Below are 21,784 nucleotides of genomic sequence, written 5' to 3' on the forward strand. Positions count from 1 at the left end.
TATAAAAATGTTATTTGATAGTCATGCCCATTTAGATGATAGCAGATATGAAGAAAATAGAGGGGATATTATTGGTGCAGCCGAGGCTGAAGGGGTTAAGTATATTCTGAATCCTGGCGCTGACCTTGCATCCTCGATAAAAGCTGTAAATATTTCAGAGAAGTATGATGGAGTTTATGCTGCTGTGGGGGTCCACCCCCATGATGTAAAGGATATGGATGATTCTACCATAGAGCTTTTAAAATCCCTAACAACGAGAAAAAAAGTAGTGGCCATTGGAGAGATTGGTTTAGATTATTATTATAATCATTCTCCCCAAAAGGATCAAATTAAATGGTTTAGAAGACAACTAGAATTAGCTAAGAGTCTTAAATTACCTGTGATTATCCATGATAGAGATGCCCATCAGGATACCTTTGACATCTTAAAGGAGTATAAAGCAGGAGATTGGGGTTGTGTAATGCATTGCTTCTCTGGCAGTGTAGAATTGGCTAAGGAGTATGTAAAACTGGGAGTATTAATTTCCTTTGCAGGGCCCCTAACCTTTAAAAACGCAAAAAAAACCCACCAGGTAGCTAAAGAAATTCCCCTTAGGTGGTTAATGGTGGAAACAGATTCCCCCTACTTAACACCAGAGCCCTTGAGAGGCAAGAGAAATCAACCTTTAAATGTCAAACACGTTGCAGAAGCCTTAGCAAGAATCAAGGGGTTACCTCTTGAGGAGATTGCAGAAAAAACTACAAAAAATGCTAAGGATTTACTTTCTATAGAATAATTGTTGAACCCTCCATATTGATAAATGGAGGGTTTTGAATTTTATAAAAATTAGGAGGATTTAATTTATTCATGTCGAATATTCCAGAGATAGACAATATTGGCTATTTAATAAATGATCTAATATTGAATAATCAATAACGAAAATTATAATACATTCCTAAATAAAATTCCAGCTGTGGGGGGGTTAATAATGTCGTATCTTAACAAAAGAGACTATAAGCAGGTAGAAATTGAGGATTTAATGGAGGGTATGGAGCTTAAAACGGAGGTTGTAAACCGTTACGGAAATGTGCTGTTACCCGAAGGTATGGTTTTGCAGGACATCGAGAAGGTAAAACAGTTATTGGATCTACACAATATCCGAAGCGTTAGAGTTAAGGTGGATAATTCCATCAATACCAGCTTTTTAGACGACCTTATAAGACCAGATGAATACATTGATTCTGATGAGTTAGAAGAATTGCAGCTAAATATGGAAGTTGAAAACTTTAAAGCTGACTTGTCTGAAGTTAAAGAAGAATTGCAGGCAAACTTTGAAAAGATTCTAAAGGGAGAAACTGTAGAGCAGTCAGAATTCCAGGATAATATAAAGAAGATTCTAGAAATATTCAAAGGCAGCTTAAATGTATTCCAATTATTAGAAAGAATGAAGAATTATGATGATTTAACCTATGCCCATAGTCAAAATGTAGCTCTAATAAGCTATGCCATTGGTAAATGGTTAGACTTATCTCAAGAGCAACTTACTGATTTAACTTTAAGTGGCCTTTTGCTGGATATCGGGAAAATGCAGGTTCCAGTTGAACTGCTGAATAAAAGAGAAAAGTTAACCCATGATGAAATACTAGAGTGCCAAAAACATGCAATTTATGGTCATCAGCTAATAAAGAACTATAGCTTTGTAAGCGAAGTGGTGAAGCAGACTGTACTATTACATCATGAAAGAATGGATGGAAGCGGTTACCCTATGGGGTTAAAGGGGGATAAGATTCCGCTACTGGCAAGGATATTAGCAATTGCTGATGTGTATAATGCATTAACCTCCGAGAGACCTTATAGAGAAAAGAAAACCCCCTTTAATGCTATAAAAATCATGGAACAGGAATATGTCGAAAAATTAGATGCAAAAATTCTTTATATATTCCTACAGAGGATTGGAAACTGTTTTATAGGTCAAACAGTTGAGCTTAGCAATGGTTCTGTTGGTAAAATTATTTTCATTCCAAAGCAAAATTTATACCGTCCAATAATCCAAATAAAGAATAGCGATACCATTTTAGACTTAAGTCAACCTGCCAACAAGGATATAGAGATAATTGATTTTAAGTAGTTAAACGGATTTTATATTTTAGTAACTACCTAATATAATAAACCCAGCCTTTAAGGAACCTTATACAGGTCAGAAGCTGGGTTTTTTTATTATGAACTACTTTTTCTCGGTATAGAAATTTTGAGTGTATTAAACATTGTAGGGACCACCAAAGGCTACTCCCACTCCTAGGTTTTCGAAATCCCCTAGTATTGCCTCCCTGTGGCCTTTAGAATTCATTAAGCCTTCAAAGGCGTAGATTGCGCTTTGCTGTCCTGCTGCTATGTTTTCTCCTGCTCTATAATAATCAATTCCTTCCTTTAACAATCGATCGCCAGGAGACAGACCTTGTAAGTTATCGTGACTAAAGAACTGATTCTTTACCATATCATAGCTATGCTTATAGGCGACAGTATCAGCATCACTACATCTCACCAGAGGAGTCAACCCCCTTTTTACTCTAGCTACATTGGTTAAATCAAATAGTTGTGCCTCATAGGCCTTCCTTAAAGTAGTAGTATCATAATCAGAAGGAATGTAAGCTTCTTCTACGATTTTACTGACCATATGTATTGCAGTAACTTTGTTATGATTATGGAGATCGAAAAATATCGTAATATAGTCTCCATTAACTGAATACAAATAGTACTCTTCAAACCCCTTTCTAAATCCAGGTAGCAAATAATTGACATTTCCCTTAGTAATCATTGTAAGGGGGTCTTTTAGTTTCTCTTCTATGATTGTTTTTTCTGTATTTATATCAATATTATAATGATTATCCCAACCAGAATCATTACCATATAATGCAACTACAACCCGATCCTTTACACCTATTTGTATATACCCCCTATAATTATTGTGATAGACATACCAATTAAAGTTATATTCACTACTATCAATTCTAAGGGGATTACCAAAGGTTTCTATGACATGGCTAACGGAGTCGCCAAGGGAAATCCCTTTATATGAAAAGGAAGTTGAGGGATAAGTAATGTATACAGCATTATTTTTACCATCCCAACTGACATCTGCACCTAATCCTTCTGCTAGGAATCTAACGGGTATAAAAGTGCGGTCTCTTATCAATTGAGGAGGGACGTCCAAAACAAATGGCTTTTGATTTACATAAGCTGTTCTGCTGCCAATTTTTAAGCGTATATCAATACCATCTTTGCTGGTGGTAACGGTTCTAGTAGTGCCATCCCAGTTCACCTCGGCATCTAAAGATTCCAATATGCCCCTTACAGGAACCAATACTCTATTATCAATATTTCTGGGACTTGCGTCAAAGGCTATGAGTTTGTTGTTGACGTAAACCTTTATCGTTTGCTGGGCATATAATGTAGAAAAATAAAGGAAACTAGATATTATCAAAGCTGTCAGCAATATATATACTTTAATTTTTTTCATAACGTGCATTCCTTTCCTTTAGTTCAATTACTATTCATTCATGTAGAGTTTTGGAGTTACTATTATTATGATATCATTTTTATCAATCTTCACCAAGGCTATTAAAAAATAAAAAGACTTTAATATTAGACATATTTCCTGGGAAATAGACTTTTTATAAATTAGCTTCGATTTATCGAAGCATCCTGAATTCAACATTCAACACTTAGTTATAGGTTTGAGACCTATCATTATATTTATACGAAAACCATTAATAATTTAAGGAAATTGCAGATAACAAAAAGAATTGTGCAATAGGTTTAAATTTTTAAAATATTGACAATAATAGCCAATGAGTTGACAAAATCTAATAATAAGATAGAATATATGAATAAGTATCTTTAAACCTAGCAGAAATAAAAAATCCGGGGACAATTTATCCGTAAATCAGAGCTTTTATTGTTGAAATTTCAAAATAAAAGTACATACGAACTATGGAAGAACATTTAGTTCTTCGGAGAATAAAAAAAGCATATCATAACTTATAGATCACTTTAATTCAATGCTTTTGTTCTCATACAAAAAGAACAGGAGGAAGTAAGATGCAGAGTATAGTTAGCAGCAATAGACTTTTTAATAAAAAGATCCTAATTGCGGCAATGGTGATATTATTGGTTGCAGCAACCATTATCGTCATGAAATTAAATAAGCATGTTGTTATAGCCTTTGATGGCCAAGAAGTGAAAGTAATGACCTTTGCAAAGGATGTAGAAGGTTTATTAAAAAAGGAAGGCATAGAGTTTGAGGAAGAAGATAAAATTATACCAGGCCTTCAGGAAAGACTGGTAGATGGAACGAGGATTGTAATTCATAGAGCTTTTGATATTACTTTAGTTGATGGAGGGTATGAAACCCAGATAAGAACTGCCGAGTCTACTATTAAAGACCTATTAAGTTCTCAAGAAATCAAAATAAATCCACTAGATGAAATAGAGCCTGCTCTAACAGAAGAGCTTAAGGCTGGAGAAATCGTCACAATAACCCGGAGAGAAGAGAACTATATCGTTGAAGAACAAGAGGTTCCCTTTCATACTGTTACTAAATATAGCGATACTCTAAATCATGGAGAAACTAGATTAATCCAAGATGGAGAGAATGGTTTAAAGGAAATTAAGATTAAAATCTCATACGAGGATGGAATTGAAGTTGCTAGGGAAGTAGTAGAAGAAACGATTCATAAAGAGGCTATCGACGAAATCGTTGAGAAGGGCACTCTGAACTATATTGTTAGCTCAAGGGGCGAGGTTACAAGATACAAGGAAGTAATAGTTATGGAGGCATCCGCTTATGATGCAGGCTTTGAAAGCACTGGTAAAAACCCCGGAGATCCTTATTATGGTCTGACAAGAAGTGGTACTAAAGTTCGTAGGGGAGTAGTGGCTGTGGATCCTAAAGTGATACCCCTAGGAACAAAGCTGTATGTTGAATCGATGGATGGCACTGCCAGCTATGGATATGCAGTTGCTGAGGATACTGGTGGTGCCATAAAGGGGAATAAAATTGACCTATTTATGGAAGACCGTAGCGAGGCCTTGAAGTTTGGACGTAGAAAAGTTAAGGTTTATATACTTGAATAGATTGTATACCTTTTATACTAAGACCAGAGGGAACTCTGGTCTTTTTCTTGGGTTTTAAAATAGCTAAAAAACAGCTATAATAAAAACAACAGATACAATACATATTAAAAAAGATACCATAATTACGATAAATTATTGAGGTATAGGCTTTAAGGAGGACAAAATGATAAAGGAAATTATAGTAGTAGAGGGTAAGGATGATGTGTCGGCTATAAAGAGGGCTGTAGATGCAGAAATGATCATAACCGGTGGATACGCATTACCGCCCTCTGTCCTAAAAAGAATAGAAACAGCAGCAAAAAAAAGAGGGGTAATTATTTTTACCGACCCAGATTATGCAGGAGAAAGAATTAGACATATTATATCCTCTCAAATCCCTGGGTGTAAGCATGCCTTTCTCTCAAAGGAGGAGGCCATGAAGGATGATGATATAGGGGTGGAAAATGCCTCCCCTGAAAACATCATAAAGGCTTTGGAGAAGGTTAGGTGCCAACAGATAGAAACAAGCAATCTCTTTACCAAGGAAGACCTGATAAAACACAAGCTAATCGGATATGAAGGGTCAGCAGATAGAAGAAACACCTTAGGACAATTGCTAGGAATAGGCTATGGTAATGGGAAGCAATTTCTTAGTAGATTAAATAATTATGGTGTCACAAGGGAAGAGTTTTTAGCTGTAATAAATACTATGGAAGAGTAGGGATTAAAATGGATAAAATAGCAACCCCCAAACGAACTAAGGAATTAATATCAAAATACAACTTTTATTTTTCTAAGGGATTGGGTCAAAATTTTATAATAGATCAAAATATCCTTAACAAAATTACCTCGGCAGTAAAAATAACCAAGGATACAGAGGTATTGGAGGTGGGGCCTGGAATTGGAAGTCTCACACAATCTCTAGCAGAGGCTGCAAGAAGGGTTGTGGCTGTAGAAATCGATCAAAAATTGATACCCATTCTGAAGGAATCCTTAGCAGACTATGAAAATGTTGAAGTGATCAATAAGGATATCCTTAAGGTGGATTTACATAAACTGTTGGAGGAAAAATTTGAGGGGAAAGAGATTGTTGTTGTAGGAAATCTTCCTTACTATATAACAACGCCAATTATCATGAAATTTTTAGAAGAGAAGGTTCCAATTACAGCCATCGTAATTATGATTCAAAAAGAGGTGGCCGATAGAATGAAGGCAAAGGCAGGTACTAAGGATTATGGGGCCTTGTCAATAGCTGTACAGTATTATTGTGATATAGAAAACGTGATGATTGTTCCTCCGTCGGTTTTTATTCCCCAGCCAAAGGTGGATTCTAGCGTCATTCGGTTGCAGCTTTTAGAGGAACCTAGAGTTAAGGTTAAAAGGGAGGATTTGTTCTTTAAAGTAGTTAAGGATGCCTTTGGAAAGCGAAGGAAGACCCTGTTGAATGCCCTAAGCTCTGGTGAACTAGGATTAAGTAAAGAATTAGTAAGAAGAATTCTAGAAAGCTGTGGAATTAATGAAATGAGAAGGGGTGAAACCCTTTCTATCGAGGAGTTTGCCAATCTTTCAAATCTGTTGGCAGAAGAGCTCTAGCCTTAGGCTTAGGGCTTTTTTTATTGAATTCCCATTAATATTTATGAGTCCTATAAAATCAGTCAATAATTTCATACCTCTTACATATAATGAAACAGAGTACGATTTTAAATTTTGTTATAAAAAGGGGGGAAATGAAATCGTGAAAAGAAGATATAGGAGATTCTTTGTAATACTAGAGGGAGAAGATGTAGGCTATGAGAAGGTATTAAGTGATGCATTAAAGGGCTATGCAAAAATCGAAATTTATAACGAAAGGGGAACCATGGCATTAATCTGTCAGAACTTAAAGTCCACTGATGGAAGTAATCAGAGATATCGCTGGTATTTGATTAATGCAAAGGGGGACAAAGAGCCGACAATAGTAGACATAGGACCAATGGCCGTTGATAACAGCGGAAAAGGCGAGGTTGTATGGGAGTTTAATTGTGACAATGTTAAAGGTTCTGGTGTAGATGTTGAAGATTTCAACTTATTAGTGTTGTTAGCTGAAACCATTGGTGGAGATAAGGAACTGGAGGCACCCCTTGTAGGCTACATAGATAAGGTTAAAATCAATTGGAAACCAATGGTGGAAAGAAAAATGTTTGGTTCCTTCAAGAAGGATCAACTGGTGGTAGAAGAAAAATCTCTAATGAATGAAGAAAAGCCTACCTATAAGGAGACGAAGGGCCAGGAGATTAAGCTGGAAGAGGAAAAACCAATTATAGACTCAGCTCCATTGAAAGCAAAACCACTAGAAGCTAATAGGGATGACACCAATTATGCCGACCCAAATGTAGGAAAGGGTTACTCCTTTGAAGAGGATCGAATCACCTCACCCCAATATAAGGAGGCAGATCCTCAACAACAGCATAATTACTCTGAAAAAAGCATATTAAAATCTCTACAGGATTATATTGAAGGAACCTTAAAAATGTTCCCTAAAGTAAATCCCTTTCAGAAGAACTTAGATAACTATCATTGGTGGCAAATTCATTACAATTACCAAACCATTTATCGCAGCTATATGCCATTTATAGCCTATATAGACGGCATGAGGCAGGCGGCTTATTATCATCCTTATCAATATCCTTCGGAATATCATAGACAAATCTATATGTATCAGCATTACATTTTTGGTATTGCATATGATAATAACCAGAGGGCAGTGCATTATGTCTATGGAATACCTGGTAAGAAGACAATGGAAGAGCAACCCTATAGAGGTGCTACAGGTTTTGAATATTGGCATCCATGCAGCTATGAAGGTGGAGGAGGAACCAACCATGGTTACTGGCTATTGCACATTGATGTAAACACAGGAAAGGTTGTAACCCCTTTAAAGAAAACGGAGCTATAAAAAAGTCTTCCTATTTATAGGAGGACTTTTATAGTGTAGCAACAGCCTTGTATTCTATTTGATTTGTTCTACTAGGTGGAATAAAAACATTAGTGAATTTTGTCTATACCATAGGGCCAATTTTTGTAGCCCCCTACAATTGTGAAAACCCTGGGAAATCCCGATTCTGCCATAAGCTTAGATGCCTTCATGCTATCCTTTCCATTATTGCAGTATATCAAATAAGTGGAGTCGGTGTTCCATTGATCCAAACTAGCCTTTAACTCTTTATAAGGGATGGCTGTAGCATCCCTTATATGTCCCTTCTCATAGTCATTTCGTTCCCGAATATCAATAATAATGACATCGGGATTATTATTAATTACTTGGTGGGCCTCCTCTGGAAGTAGCTGTTGAAAGGTATATTTAAACTGCATATTGCTTACAGCTCTGTCTTTGGTATATTGCCATAGAAATATAGTTGCGAGAATAAGCAATATAAGTAGAAAAGCAACAATATGAATATGACGAAGCTTAAAGACGTAGATACGCAAAATACTCACCCCTTTTGTGTTATTATTATAAATATATTATAAGCTAGGTCTATTGATGTATAAGATTTCCTCTGTTGATGATCTGATAGGCTAAATATGTGCATTAATCAACAATTCTGCAAACTACAGAAATGGTGATAACCTCATTAATGATCAGGTACTTAACCGTTACCTTCATCTCTTTACCTTCAATTTGTAAAATACGATTATGAAAAATCTTATAAATCATCTCTCCATCGATTTCACTGACTTCTCTTCCTACTAGATCAGAAAGGTAGAAGCGAATATTCCTTTCTATAGCATCTTTTATTAAAACATTGCCATCGAACTCAATGAGAATATTTAAGTCTTTAATGAGGGGGATATCCTCTTTAATTGCCTTTTGTGTGAACCTTTCTAGTTTAATTTCCTTATCCAATAATTGAGTTGTAAGCTGCTTTTGCATACGATAAAGTCGGTCTAGTGTATGGCTATGAAAAAGGTTCATCAGGGCAAGGCCAAGTAGAAATCCTAATAAAAACATCGATAAAAACTTGTGTTTTTTCATACATTACCTCTTCCTTCAAGGTAATACATTAGAAGATAGCCAACCTGAGCCCCCATTAGAGCACTTAAAATGTACAGAACCTGTTTTGCCAGGCTTCTTATATCGCCATTAAATAGGCCGACCTGTAAAATTTTAAAAGAGGGGAAGGTGCCTCCAAGGGCTACAATAATGGCCCAAATTTTAATCTTTTCACATAAGTCCAGCATCGTTTTTAAAGGTGGGTGGCCATTTAAGGTGGCAGCTAAACCACCAAATATACAGCCGCCAATGATGACACCAAGGGATATAAAAAAATTATAAAGTACATTCTGCATAAAGGTAAACATAATGAGCCTCCTAAATAATCAATCTTTATAATATATGAAAAAGAGCCTATCTTAATGATTAAGAGGGTGCAATATAGAATCTAAAAACATAAAATGTATAGAAGAAAGGAGGGTTATATGATGCATTGCTATCCATATTGGGGGATGCCACCCATGTATTTAGATCAATATGAAAGTCAAAGAAGACTAATGGATATGTATCCCGATGTATATAATAGAATTCATCCAAGGGTTCAAGAGCTTTGTCATCACTTGGATGTACCATCAAATCCAAGAATGTACCCATATGTTGAACCAAGAATGCTGGAGGAAATGGTAGGGCAAATATATGAAACTGAGATAAATATGCCCCATGCCCAACAGTATAGAGGTATTCTAAGGGATTTAATTACAGTCCTATTTATTAGAGAACTAATTGGACGTAGAAGAAGGGGGCCATTTACTGGTTACCCAGGGTACCCAGGATACGGTCCTTATAATGGTATTGGAGGGTTTTACTAGATCTTAAATCATCAACCTTATAGAGGGTATGGAAACAATCTCAGGAGCAAGTAATAGATACTTGCTCCTGATTATTTTGGATATTCAATGGATAAAATCTTATTGTGAAAGATAGAAGATAACGAGACCCACTTTCAATCTATGATAGTTTATTTTTTGCTATAGCATCAGTTTTGCGTAATAATCTCACTAAATCGCCAGTTCTTTTCTTCAGCTTTTTCATGAAAAGCCATAAACTAAAGGCTTGAAGAGGGTTGTAGTGAATTAAGGTTAGAGCCATCGAGCTCAATAGGTTATCCAACTTTGTTGTATCAACCAGATAAAGTTGATCTCTATCAACTTCTAAAATATCAAAAACTGAGGATAGAGCAGGTAACATTATAGTCTCATGGGGGCCAGTATTGAGGATGTATATCTTATTATTGTATTGGTCTTTATCCATATACACCAATCCTCCTAGAGCTCTTTTATCACAATTTATTAAAGTGATAATCTCATCCATGGGAAGGGTTAGAGTCTGAAGGGAGATAGAATTGTTCTTTAGGTATAAATAGGCGGAGACAGCAGCTGTTAAGGATTTTCCGGTTCCGTAAAAAATTATATACATACTTTAGCTCCTTAGAATTGGATTACTTAAGTATTGTTATCTATATCCCCAATAATATGTGCTCCCTACCAGCAATATTATTGGATATAATGCTTTAGAAAATTCAGACTATAGACAATAGTGAAGAAATATAAGTTCGCAAGGATAAAAATTCAATTAATTCCCATGGTACTTTATAGAAAAACTGACAACGTCTAATTATATTTATACACAATCAGTACTATCCTGATGAAAGGAAAAAAGCACTATATATGAGGAATATGCGCTAGTGATTGAAAATACTGAATTCTTAGAAATACAAAATTATTAAAATTTATTAATTTGTTAATTTCAAATAACTATTGACTACAATAGCGAGTCTTTTGTATACTTATACACAGGTCTTTTATATACTTTTTACAATAAGGAGGTAAATTATGAGCACAAAAGTAGCAAAACAAAACAAAAAAGGCTTTTTTAATAAGTTTTTGGATGTTATTGAAGTAGTAGGTAATAAACTACCTCATCCAGTTACTCTATTTGTTCTTTTTAGTTTATTGGTTATTGCAATTTCTGCTATTGCAGCTAAGCTTGGTGTTTCAGTAGTGTTTGATAGAATTAACATAGCTACTGGTGAAACAGAGATCATAACTGTAGAAGCAGTTAGCTTATTAACAAAGACTGGAGTTAGAGATATTTTCTCAAAGGCCGTTACCAACTTTACAAGCTTTGCTCCGTTAGGAACAGTTTTGGTAGCTATGCTTGGTGTAGGGGTAGCTGAAGGAACAGGATTGGTTCAAGCCGCCCTAAGAAAATTAGTTTTAAGCACACCCAAAAGATTAATTACGGCTGTAGTTGTATTTGCAGGTATTATGTCAAACGTAGCTTCTGACGCTGGTTACGTTGTATTGGTTCCATTAGGTGCTTTAATATTCTTAAGCTTTAAGCGTCATCCATTAGCTGGTTTAGCAGCAGCCTTTGCAGGTGTATCAGGAGGTTTCAGCGCCAACCTTATTTTTGGTACTATAGATGCACTACTGGGAGGACTTTCCCAAGCGGCTGCTCAAATGTATTCCCCGGGATATGCTGTGGATATAGCAGCTAACTGGTATTTTATGGCGGCATCAACCGTTATCATCACGATTATTGGTACAATCGTAACTGAAAAAATTGTTGAGCCAAGATTAGGTGAATATAAAGGGGATGCTGAGGTTTTAATCGACAAAGTTGACGCTAATGAAACTAAAGGTTTAATATGGGCACTTATTTCATTAGTTGCCTTCATCGCAGTTATCGTAGCTTTAGTTGCACCAGCAAATGGTATCTTAAGAAGTGATGCAGGAGAAATTCTGAAAAACTCTGCATTCATGGGAGGCTTAGTACCAATTATAGCCCTTGCATTCTTAGTTCCTGGTGTTGCTTACGGTATTGCAGCAAAAACCATCACTAGTGATAAGGATCTTGCAGGATTTATGGGTAAAGCCATGTCTTCAATGGGTGGATACCTAGTACTAGCCTTTGTAGCAGCCCAATTCGTTAGCTATTTTGCTTGGTCTAACTTAGGGACAATCTTAGCAGTAAAAGGTGCTGATTTCCTACAGGCTACAAATATGACAGGGCTACCAATGCTAATAGGCTTTATCTTTGTAGCAGGTTTTATTAATCTATTTATCGGTAGTGCTTCAGCTAAGTGGGCAATAATGGCCCCAATCTTTATACCAATGTTTATGAGACTTGGTTATACACCAGAGTTCACTCAATTGGCCTATAGAATAGGTGATTCAACAACCAATATTATTTCACCATTAATGAGCTACTTTGCTGTTATCGTGGCCTTTGCTCAAAAATATGATAAGAAGACTGGTATTGGTACCCTAATATCAGTAATGGTTCCTTATTCATTACTATTCCTATTGGGATGGACACTGCTGTTTATTGCTTGGTTCTTACTAAGAATCCCAATCGGACCAGATGCCTTTATCAGAATGTAAATAAATCTTTAAATATAGGCACCGAAGCTTTTCGGTGTCTTTTTCAATCTGCTAAAGTACTTAGACACTAAAAACAATTAGACAATTTAATAGAAAATTGGGTATAATATAAGAAATTATGGGTTTTTAAATTTTGTACAATACATAAGGAGGTAGCTGTAATGGTTAATAGAGACAGAGTGGTAAATGAATTTATGGAACTAGTACAAATCGATAGCCTTTCAGGTAAGGAAGGAAATATCGCAGAAGTTTTAATCAAGAAGCTTAAGGATCTGGGGCTAGAGGTGATGGTGGATAAGGCTGGAGAAAAGGTAGGCGGTGAAACTGGAAATATCATTGCTAAGCTAAAAGGGACTAAAGATAAGCCAGCTATTCTATTTAGCAGCCATATGGATACAGTAGTTCCTGGTTTGGGAGTTAAGCCAGTTATTAAAGATGATGTAATCTACAGTGACGGGACAACTATTTTAGGCTCAGATGATAAAGCAGGTATTGCAGCAATATTAGAAGCCATAAGACTGGTAAAGGAGACCGATATAGATTATCCACCTGTGGAAGTAGTATTTAGCATTTGGGAAGAAGGAGGATTGTTTGGGGCAAAGTATCTAGATTATAGTAGTCTTGATGCAAAATTGGGCTTTGTTTTGGACAGCGGTGGATCTCCTGGAGAAATCATCACCGTTGGACCTGCTCAAGACAAAATTGAAGCAAAAATTATTGGAAGACCTGCCCATGCTGGAGTAGCTCCAGAGGAGGGAATCAGTGCAATCATGATTGCAGCTAGAGCCATTAACAATATGAAGCTTTTGAGAATAGATGAAGAAACCACTGCCAACATAGGGGTAATAAAGGGTGGAGAGGCAACAAATATCGTTACTCCAGAGGTTTTCATCAAGGGTGAGTCAAGAAGCCTAAAAGAAGAGAAGCTGAAAAAACAAACTGACCATATGGTGAAGGCATTAGAAGCTGCAGCAGAAGAAATGGGAGGTAAGGTGGAGATAAACGTTGAAAGGATGTATCCAGCCTTCAGTATAGATGAGAATCACCAGTTGGTTGTAAAGATGAAAGAGGTTTTAAAAAGAATGGGTGCAATGGCCAATATTGCGTCAACTGGTGGTGGTAGCGACACCAACATTATGAATGGAAATGGTATAGAAGCCATAAACTTGGGTATAGGTATGAAAAAGCCCCATACATTAGAGGAGCATATTCATATTAAGGACCTTGTAGATAGCAGTAGAATGGTCTATGAGTTAATTAAAGTTTTCGCTGAATAAAGGCATGGGTAGGGGGCTGTTGATGAAGACACAATCAACAGCCCTCAGCTATTATAAACTCCTTAAAAATTTATTGCATTTTTCGTCAAAATGTTTTTTAATAAATAGGAAAGAATAAAAGCTATAGAGTTTATAAACTCATACAAATGAAAGGGGTGGATTAAATGTCCTATCTAAACCAAAATCACACACCACTTTTTACGGCCCTTAAGGAGTATCATAAAAGACAGGTTGTACCCTTTGATGTTCCCGGCCATAAGCATGGTAAAGGACTAAAGGAATTTACGGACTATGTTGGAAGTACAATAATGGAATTGGATGTTAACTCCATGAAATGTCTAGATAATATATGCAATCCTATTGGAGTAATTAAAGAGGCCGAAGAATTGGCAGCCTATGCCTATGGAGCTGATCATGGATTTTTTCTTGTAAATGGAACAACCTCTGGGGTTCAAGCTATGATTATGAGTGCCTGTGAGCCTGGAGATAAAATAATTTTGCCAAGGAATGCCCACAAATCAGCAATTGCTGGATTAATTCTAAGCGGTGCAATTCCTATTTATATCCAACCTGAGGTAGATGACATGCTGGGAATAGCCATGGGAGTATCGCTGGAAAGCGTAGAAAAAACCATTGGCAGGCATCCTGATGCAAAATGTATTTTCTTAATTAATCCTACTTATTATGGGGCCACCTCTAATATTAAGGATATCGTAAAAGTAGCCCATAGAAATGCTATGGCAGTGCTGGTAGATGAAGCCCATGGTGCCCATATGGGCTTCCATGAAGAGTTTCCGGCAAGCGGAATGGAGTTAGGTGCAGATATGAGTGCTGTAAGCCTACATAAAACCGGAGGTTCACTAACCCAAAGCTCCCTATTGTTGTTACGGGAAGGGATTATAGACCCCTTTACTGTAAAGAAAAATTTAAACCTTATGCAAACCACCAGTGGCTCCTATCTATTAATGGCTAGTTTAGATGTTGCAAGGAAGCAGTTGGCTACAGAAGGACAACCTATGTTAGATAGGGTTTTGAAACTTTCGAGGGATGCTAGGGATAGAATAAATAAAATTGATGGCTTATATGCCTTTGGAAAAGAATTGATTGGCAATCCTGGAGTCTTTAACTTTGATGAATCAAAGCTGGGGGTTCATGTAAGGAGGTTAGGCCTAACAGGATTTGAGGTATATGATTTATTACGAGATGAATATGATATACAGGTGGAATTAGCTGACTATTATAATATTTTAGCTATTATCAGTCTTGGAGACACTGAAGAAGCCATTAATAGACTTGTAGAAGCCTTAGCCGACATAGCCTCTAAGCATAGAAGAGCAGGAGAATTAAGGGTGATAAATAATATATTAAAGAATCCAGATATTATTATTTCTCCCAGGGATGCCTATTATAGTAATAAACGAGTAATAAAACTGGAGGAGGCAGAGGGTGAGATCAGTGGCGAATCGATTATGGCCTACCCACCAGGTATACCGGTTGTTTCGCCGGGAGAGAGAATCACAAAGGATATGATAGAACATATAAAGATGCTAAAGGAAGAGGAGACCTTGGTTCAAGGAACTGAAGACCCCTACGTAAATTATGTAAGGGTGCTGGGCTTAGGGAATAAAAGATAGTTTAAAAATGGAAGTTGAAAATTGAAAATCAATAATTAAACCAAAACCCATAGTAGTAGGTGAATAATAGATTGAGGAATCAAAAATGAATATAAGAAGATATTCAAAGAGGAGGCGCAACCCCAAAAGGATTTCGCCTCCTTTACAGGCTTTTGGCGAACTTGTTCACCCTATAGGTGAAGCCTAATGAAGACAAGGCTGTAAATTAGAACTGAGGATATCTTGTGATGTACACATTGGGAAGGCATGGGTATAAAAATAAAAAAGGTGTAATGATCTTCACCACTAGATTTTATGTAAATAATTTGATAAAATTTAAATAGTAATTTTTATATTTTATCATTGAAACTTTGATATAGATGGGGAAGTGTCCAAATGAAAGCCTTTTTTAAAATTTTTACTATTGCCTTCCTAGGTTTTATAGTTTTGTTTAATAGCATTATTTTTACCTTTAATTATTTCATGAAGGATCAACACGGAAAAGGTAACAGTATTGTTGTCCGGGCTGCTGAAGAAGATAAGGAAGAAGTCATCCCGCCAGATGAAATGGATATACTGTTGCAATTGGCCTCTGAAAGCTCCAGAATCAACATAGTATTGCTGGGTTTAGAAGGACTACGCAGCGATACCAATATGTTTATATCCTATGACCCAGACAATAAGCAAATTGATGTTATCTCCATACCTAGAGATACATATTATCCAAGGAAGGGCTATACTGGCCTTGGAAAAGACAAATTTAATGCTGTTTATCAGGATCATGGAGCAGATGGGGTGAAAATGGCCCTAAGTGACTTGCTATTAAATATTCCAGTAGATCACTATATTACCGTTAATTATAAAGGGGCTGAAGCTATTATTAATACCTTGGGAGGGGTGCCTGTATATATTCCTGAGCTTATGAGCTATGAAGATCTCTATGACGATCCACCATTAAAAATTCATTTTGAGCCCGGACATCATCTGCTAAATGGGGAAGACGGAGTGAAATTTTTAAGGTATAGGCAAGGAAGTCCTGGCAGTGGTGCAATGTCCTATGCTGATGGTGACTTGGGCAGGATTAGAGCCCAACAGGAGTTTATGAAATCAGCCTTTAAGAAGGCTATAAGCTTTAGGCTTCCAACTGTTGTTGCTACCGCCTTTAGATTTGTACGAACAGATGTAGACCTTCAGGAAGCTGTAAAATATGCAACAATGGCAGCCGGAATGGAAATAGAAAATGTAAATATGCTAACCCTTCCAGGAGTAGATGAATATAGAAATGGTTTATCCTATTTCTTTTTAGATGAAGAGGAGACTAAGACCCTTTTGTTAAATATGTATGGCTATGTAGTGGAAACTGAAAATGAAGATGATGTAGTGGAAATAGGAGATTAGAAAATGAAAAGAGCAGGACCGGGGAATCCTACTCTTTTCTATAAATAATTGGATAGGGGAGTGGGGGTTATGTATTATAACATTACCCCCGCTTTTTATGATTAAACAAAAATAATTACTTCGATTAATCGATGTAATTATTTTTTGAATGACTTTAATTATCCATCCTCAATATCAACTTTTGCATTGCTTTAATTTTCTATTTTCAGTATCTTTTCTCCTACCTGATAAATATCTCCCGCCCCCATGGTTAATACAATATCCCTCTCCTCCATATTTTGCGAGATATATTCAGCAATCTCATCAAAATCTTTAATATATCTCACATCGGGGTGAATAATAGCATCTGCTAAGGTTTTGCTATGAATTTTGCCTTCGTCCTGTTCCCTTGCAGCATATATATCGGTTATGATCACATGATGGGCTTTATCAAAGGCCTTTGAAAAATCATCAAAGAGGGCAAGGGTTCTTGTGTAGGTGTGGGGTTGAAAAACACACCATATTCTATTATGAGGATAATTGGTTGCCGCCTCTAAAGTTGCCATTACTTCAACTGGATGGTGAGCATAATCATCTATAATTTTTACGCCGTCTATTTCACCAAGAATATCGAAACGTCTATGGGCCCCCTTATAAATGGTAATACTTTTAGATATATCAAGGGGAGAAGCTCCTAAAATGTAAGCCGTGGCAATAGAAGCTAGGGAATTATATATATTGTGTAAACCAGGTATGCTTAGAGTAAAGCTACCAAAGGAATTCCCTTTATACAGTACTTCGAAACTGGGAAAACCATTTTCATTATAGTTAATGTTAACAGCTCTAAAATCGCAGTCATTACTCAGACCATAGGTAATGATATTGCAATGTATCTGGGGTAAAATATCTAGAATGTTTTGATCATCAGCATTTGCAACAAGAAAGCCCTCCTTTGGTATCTTCATACCAAATTTTTTAAAGGCATCCTTTACATGGTGAATGTCTTTAAAGTAATCTAAATGATCAGCATCAATGTTTAAAATAATACCAATAAAGGGATTAAACTTTAAGAAGCTTTCTACATATTCACAGGCTTCGGTGATAAAATGCTGACTACTTCCAATTTTAATATTTCCACCAATTTCATCCAATTCTCCGCCAATTAATATGGTTGGATCAAATCCAGTGTATTCTAAAATCAGGGAAACTAAAGAAGTAGTTGTAGTTTTTCCGTGACTACCGGCTACTGCAATGGACTTTTCATACTTCTTCATAATGATTCCCAGCATTTCAGCCCTGTCAATTTCCTTAATTTCCAGTTCTTTAGCTCTAATTCTTTCGGGATTATTGTTTTTAATGGCTGCTGTATAAACAATAAGATCTGGATTCGTTATATTTTCAGGTCTATGTCCAATGTATACTTCAGCTCCGTGGTTTCTGAGTTTTTGTAAGATATTAGAGTCTCGCAAATCCGACCCACTAACTGTATAGCCATGATTCAGTAAAATTTCTGCTATAGCACTCATGCTAATGCCACCAATACCAATAAGATGGATGTGGTGAACCTCTTTAAAGGTCTTATCAAAAGATAACAATTTATTCACTCCTCAAAAAATATGTATTCATAGTTTTGCCAATTATATACAATCATATGACAAGTTCAAAATAAATAATTAAATAAATATTATTCCTGTTAGCTATATCATAAAACATATCAATAAATATTATGAAACTCTAATATGTATAATAACATAAATAATTAACATAATCACTAAATTTCTACAATGATCTAGGAGCCAACATATTTTAAAGACTGATACCACAGCTTTTCCATCTATAGAGAAATTCTACCTATGTCCAAATTCATAAATACTTGGACATTTTTTATTTAACAGTTAAATGGAGAATTTAGAATAGCTTAGCATGGATTTATTTTGTTAAATTATTAATTACTAACGATTATTGTTTGGAGGAGATTTTTGTCGGTATATATATATTATAATAAATGAAAATAAATCCAATAAGACCTCTATATAACAAAGTGAAAACGGCAAACCTTCGGAAACGTTGGGACGCAAAGCTATGAATCTAAAGTATTATATACTATGATTGTCAGGCTGCCACAGGATTGTGGCAGCCTTTGTGCTGTACTAATAGTTTACTAAGTCCATCACCAGTAGAGCTACTGATGGGTGGATTTTACATAGATTTATGATCATTGACAAATGGTCTAAATATTTCTATTAGTTAATTAAGGAAGGAGTGAAGAAAATGTCGAAATCATTAAAGAAAAATCTTAAGAAAGCACTAGTGTTCTTATCCGTTATTGCTTTAGTTATGTATGGCTTAGTTCCTAATCTATCCCTTAATGCATATGGTGCCGAAGAGATCATAGAGGAAATAGAAAATAGCCAAGAAACAATGGAGGACGTAGAAGAAAAGCAGGAAGAACAGCAGGAAGAACAGCAGGATGAAGAAGAACTAGAGGATCAGGAGCAACAGGGTGAAGAACAACAGAAGGAAGAACAACAGCAAGAGAATCAAACAGGTGAAGAAGATGTAGAGGAAGAAGAAAAAAGTGAAGAGCAAGAAAATAACAATCAACAGGAGGAAGAGTTAGAGGATAATGTGCCTTTAGGAGCACCTTCCCTTGAAGATGAAGGTGAATTTGAAATCTGTATCCCTATAACCCTATCCAATATTAAGGATGCAATAACCTTTGGAAACGTAGTTGATGGAGAAGTTACCTTTACAGTTAATGAAGGATATTGCGGTATAGGCCTACATTTAAGTAGCTACATTTATCCCGATGGATTTTATGATCCTAGATGGAATGGAAAACCCTACGAGAAGCAAGAACTTTATGATGATTTATATGATTTCTATACACCTGGTACCTACACCATATCAGTAGACTATCCAGATTGCGGTTTAGTACAAATTGATTTTTATACTGGATTGCATTTAGGCGATGGAGAATGGGAAGAAGCAACGGTTATTACTCCACCCCATCATAGTCATTCCTCAAATAATAACGACCCTAGCTGGAATAACACTAGAAAGTTATTAAAATGGGAATTAATGATTGGAGAAGAGTGTGAAATTCCAACGGGTTCTCTAACCATTATGAAGGAACTATATAATTCTGATGAATCCCTAATAGAAGAAGACGACACTGAATTTACAGTTGAGGTAGAAGGCCCCAACGGCTACGAAGAAACCTATACCTTCAGTGTAGATTCACCTTTAATGCTAGATGAGTTAGAATTAGGTGAATACACAATAACAGAAATAAATGTCCCATCATACTACCAATTGATGAGCATGGATCCATCAGATGGAAAGGTTGTACTAGATGAAGAAAATCTAGAAGCAACAGTTACCATTTCTAATAAACAATTATTATCCAGAAATAGCCTGAATCTAACGGCTATGTGCATTGATGAAGACTTAGCAGCCACATCAACTAAATGGAGAATATGGAATGAAAGTGGAGAAGATGTTGACTATACCTATGAAGTAGTAGGAACAAACATTAGTGGATCTGGCACCATCCCAGCGGAGCACACTAAAGAAGCTAGATTCGACAATCCATATTATCTAGTATTAGAAGCACCACATCCATCAACAGTAATCATTAGATGGGGTGAAGAAGGTAAATTTAGTAATACTAAGGCAAGTACACCTGATATTTGTGAAGTGCCTGTAGAAGATACCGGTTCAATCACCATAAATAAAGAATTAATGAATTTTGATGAAACTCCAATTCTTGAAGACGACACTGAATTTACAGTTGAGGTAGAAGGCCCCAACGGCTATGAAGAAACCTTTACCTTCAGTGTAGATTCACAGTTAGTGTTAGATGAGTTAGAATTAGGGGAATACACAATCACAGAAATCAACCTACCTGAGGGATATCGCTTTGAGTACATGGATCCATCAGATGGCGTGATCAATCTTACAGAAGAGAACCTAGAGGCAGAAGTTACAATAACCAACATGGTTGAGTTCCAGGAACAAACAGGAAGCATCCGAATTGTTAAGAGAATTGGCAGTTCCAATGGTAGCTTCCAAGCAGGAGTGACTTTTACAGTAACACCTATAGAAGGTTCGCCAATCAGCGGAACTACAGATAGTGAAGGAGAAATGTTATTTGAAAACCTACCTATTGGTGAGTATCTTGTAGAAGAGGTAGTGCCAGCAGGCTATACAACAAACCTAGCAGCAAACTATACTGTAAATGTTGTAGCCAATGAAACAGTAGTAATTAACGTTATCAACACCCCTATTGAAGATGACGATGACAACGATGATGATGTTATAGTAGTTATACCGGATGATCCGACACCTCAGGCTCCACCAGAGCCACCAGAGCCACCAGAGCCACAGGGACCCATCTCAACCACTATTATTTCCATTACGCCATCGGTAGTGGAAGTAGAAGTAATTGAAGAGGAAGAGGTTCCCTTAACTCCTATTGTTACAACAATTGAAGAAGTGGAGGAAGAGGAAGATATCATATTAGACCAAGAAGTACCATTATCCTCTTTACCACAAACAGGTGAAGGATCCTCCCTACTATTATATGGATTAGGAGTAATGGTTTCGACATTAGGTTTGAAGTTGAGAAAAAAATAAATAATAGCAACTAAAGAAGCACAAGACTATGGGTAGAAAAAACCCATAGTCTCTTTTTTTTTGTCGCTTTAACTCATTTTACCCTATATAAGGTCTAAATAGAAAGATTGAAATTTATTGATTTCGCAGGCTTTAAGTGGTATATTTTTTATACTTAAAGGCAGTATAGGCATCATCCATACATATAAAATAGTGGGGGGTGTTATTGGGAAAGATGATTCAGCAGGGGATGGAAAAGTAGCGCGGCCGAATGGAAGAAAGGGAGTGATGAATTGCATCTTTTATTTGGGCACTTGAGATGCATGGAGCAAGTAGTGCGACCGACCTAACTTTAAACAAAGTAAGTTTAAAGAAAGGAGAGAAGTCAAT

The 21,784-nt window shown here is 36.4% G+C and carries 18 protein-coding genes and 2 riboswitches; of the genes, 12 read left to right on the forward strand and 6 right to left on the reverse strand.

Going from position 1 to position 21,784, the window contains the following annotated elements:
• Nucleotides 1–7 precede the first annotated feature (7 nt).
• Together F8153_RS03640 and F8153_RS03645 are read left to right on the forward strand one after the other, a co-directional pair.
• Nucleotides 8–775 (forward strand): TatD family hydrolase, encoded by a 768-nt coding sequence (locus F8153_RS03640; protein ID WP_151865001.1) that lies wholly within the window; start codon nt 8–10, stop codon nt 773–775.
• Nucleotides 776–967: 192 nt separating this feature from the next.
• Nucleotides 968–2,107, forward strand: coding sequence for an HD-GYP domain-containing protein (locus F8153_RS03645; protein WP_151865002.1), 1,140 nt, complete (start codon nt 968–970; stop codon nt 2,105–2,107).
• Nucleotides 2,108–2,236: 129 nt separating this feature from the next.
• Here F8153_RS03645 and F8153_RS03650 read toward each other — a convergent pair whose 3' ends face one another.
• Nucleotides 2,237–3,496, reverse strand: coding sequence for a stalk domain-containing protein (locus F8153_RS03650; RefSeq protein WP_192929640.1), 1,260 nt, complete (start codon nt 3,494–3,496; stop codon nt 2,237–2,239).
• A 581-nt stretch (nt 3,497–4,077) separates the two neighbouring features.
• On the opposite strand from F8153_RS03650, the gene F8153_RS16525 reads away from it, so the two are divergent.
• The 4 genes from F8153_RS16525 to F8153_RS03670 all read left to right on the forward strand — a co-directional run bounded on the left by F8153_RS16525 (nt 4,078) and on the right by F8153_RS03670 (nt 8,026).
• On the forward strand, nt 4,078–5,112 hold the full coding sequence (locus F8153_RS16525) for a 3D domain-containing protein (protein ID WP_151865004.1): 1,035 nt from the start codon (nt 4,078–4,080) through the stop codon (nt 5,110–5,112).
• 163 nt (nt 5,113–5,275) lie between these two features.
• Nucleotides 5,276–5,812, forward strand: coding sequence for a ribonuclease M5 (gene rnmV, locus F8153_RS03660; protein ID WP_151865005.1), 537 nt, complete (start codon nt 5,276–5,278; stop codon nt 5,810–5,812).
• An 8-nt stretch (nt 5,813–5,820) separates the two neighbouring features.
• Nucleotides 5,821–6,684, forward strand: coding sequence for a 16S rRNA (adenine(1518)-N(6)/adenine(1519)-N(6))-dimethyltransferase RsmA (gene rsmA, locus F8153_RS03665; RefSeq protein WP_151865006.1), 864 nt, complete (start codon nt 5,821–5,823; stop codon nt 6,682–6,684).
• Nucleotides 6,685–6,826: 142 nt separating this feature from the next.
• Nucleotides 6,827–8,026, forward strand: coding sequence for a DUF7922 domain-containing protein (locus F8153_RS03670; RefSeq protein ID WP_151865007.1), 1,200 nt, complete (start codon nt 6,827–6,829; stop codon nt 8,024–8,026).
• Between the two features lie 89 nt (nt 8,027–8,115).
• On the opposite strand, the gene F8153_RS03675 is transcribed toward F8153_RS03670, so the two are convergent.
• The 3 genes from F8153_RS03675 to F8153_RS03685 form a co-directional block, all read right to left on the reverse strand.
• Nucleotides 8,116–8,559, reverse strand: a complete 444-nt coding sequence (locus tag F8153_RS03675) for a rhodanese-like domain-containing protein (RefSeq protein ID WP_151865008.1) — start codon at nt 8,557–8,559, stop codon at nt 8,116–8,118.
• 103 nt (nt 8,560–8,662) lie between these two features.
• Nucleotides 8,663–9,106: a hypothetical protein gene (locus F8153_RS03680; RefSeq protein ID WP_151865009.1), complete on the reverse strand. Its 444-nt coding sequence runs from the start codon at nt 9,104–9,106 to the stop codon at nt 8,663–8,665.
• A complete protein-coding gene (locus F8153_RS03685; RefSeq protein WP_151865010.1) occupies nt 9,103–9,432 on the reverse strand; it encodes a YtrH family sporulation protein in 330 nt (109 codons plus the stop codon). The genes F8153_RS03680 and F8153_RS03685 overlap by 4 nt, the downstream gene beginning before the upstream one ends.
• A 120-nt stretch (nt 9,433–9,552) precedes the next feature.
• Here F8153_RS03685 and F8153_RS03690 point away from each other — a divergent pair, with 120 nt between their 5' ends.
• A complete protein-coding gene (locus F8153_RS03690) occupies nt 9,553–9,933 on the forward strand; it encodes a hypothetical protein (protein ID WP_151865011.1) in 381 nt (126 codons plus the stop codon).
• A gap of 139 nt (nt 9,934–10,072) precedes the next feature.
• On the opposite strand, the gene F8153_RS03695 is transcribed toward F8153_RS03690, so the two are convergent.
• Entirely contained in the window at nt 10,073–10,540 is a 468-nt protein-coding gene (locus F8153_RS03695) for a DUF3189 family protein (protein WP_151865012.1), read from the reverse strand.
• Nucleotides 10,541–10,956: 416 nt separating this feature from the next.
• Between F8153_RS03695 and F8153_RS03700 the strand changes: the two genes are divergently transcribed.
• The 4 genes from F8153_RS03700 to F8153_RS03715 all read left to right on the forward strand — a co-directional run bounded on the left by F8153_RS03700 (nt 10,957) and on the right by F8153_RS03715 (nt 16,798).
• Nucleotides 10,957–12,510 carry an AbgT family transporter gene (locus F8153_RS03700; protein WP_151865013.1) on the forward strand — a complete coding sequence of 518 codons (1,554 nt, stop codon included), beginning with the start codon at nt 10,957–10,959 and terminating at the stop codon, nt 12,508–12,510.
• 161 nt (nt 12,511–12,671) lie between these two features.
• Entirely contained in the window at nt 12,672–13,787 is a 1,116-nt protein-coding gene (locus tag F8153_RS03705) for a M20/M25/M40 family metallo-hydrolase (protein ID WP_151865014.1), read from the forward strand.
• 164 nt (nt 13,788–13,951) lie between these two features.
• A complete protein-coding gene (locus F8153_RS03710; protein ID WP_151865015.1) occupies nt 13,952–15,421 on the forward strand; it encodes an aminotransferase class I/II-fold pyridoxal phosphate-dependent enzyme in 1,470 nt (489 codons plus the stop codon).
• 375 nt (nt 15,422–15,796) lie between these two features.
• Nucleotides 15,797–16,798 carry an LCP family protein gene (locus F8153_RS03715; RefSeq protein ID WP_151865016.1) on the forward strand — a complete coding sequence of 334 codons (1,002 nt, stop codon included), beginning with the start codon at nt 15,797–15,799 and terminating at the stop codon, nt 16,796–16,798.
• 191 nt (nt 16,799–16,989) lie between these two features.
• Here F8153_RS03715 and murC read toward each other — a convergent pair whose 3' ends face one another.
• A complete protein-coding gene (murC, locus tag F8153_RS03720; protein WP_151865017.1) occupies nt 16,990–18,372 on the reverse strand; it encodes a UDP-N-acetylmuramate--L-alanine ligase in 1,383 nt (460 codons plus the stop codon).
• Between the two features lie 444 nt (nt 18,373–18,816).
• Nucleotides 18,817–18,902, forward strand: a riboswitch (cyclic di-GMP riboswitch).
• Nucleotides 18,903–19,048: 146 nt separating this feature from the next.
• On the opposite strand from murC, the gene F8153_RS03725 reads away from it, so the two are divergent.
• The gene (locus tag F8153_RS03725; RefSeq protein ID WP_192929641.1) at nt 19,049–21,415 is read left to right on the forward strand and encodes an MSCRAMM family protein; all 2,367 of its coding nucleotides are present in this window, start codon (nt 19,049–19,051) and stop codon (nt 21,413–21,415) included.
• A 251-nt stretch (nt 21,416–21,666) separates the two neighbouring features.
• Nucleotides 21,667–21,750, forward strand: a riboswitch (cyclic di-GMP riboswitch).
• Nucleotides 21,751–21,784: the final 34 nt, after the last annotated feature.

Source organism: Alkaliphilus serpentinus (assembly GCF_009017255.1).
Lineage (GTDB): Bacteria > Bacillota > Clostridia > Peptostreptococcales > Natronincolaceae > Alkaliphilus_D > Alkaliphilus_D serpentinus.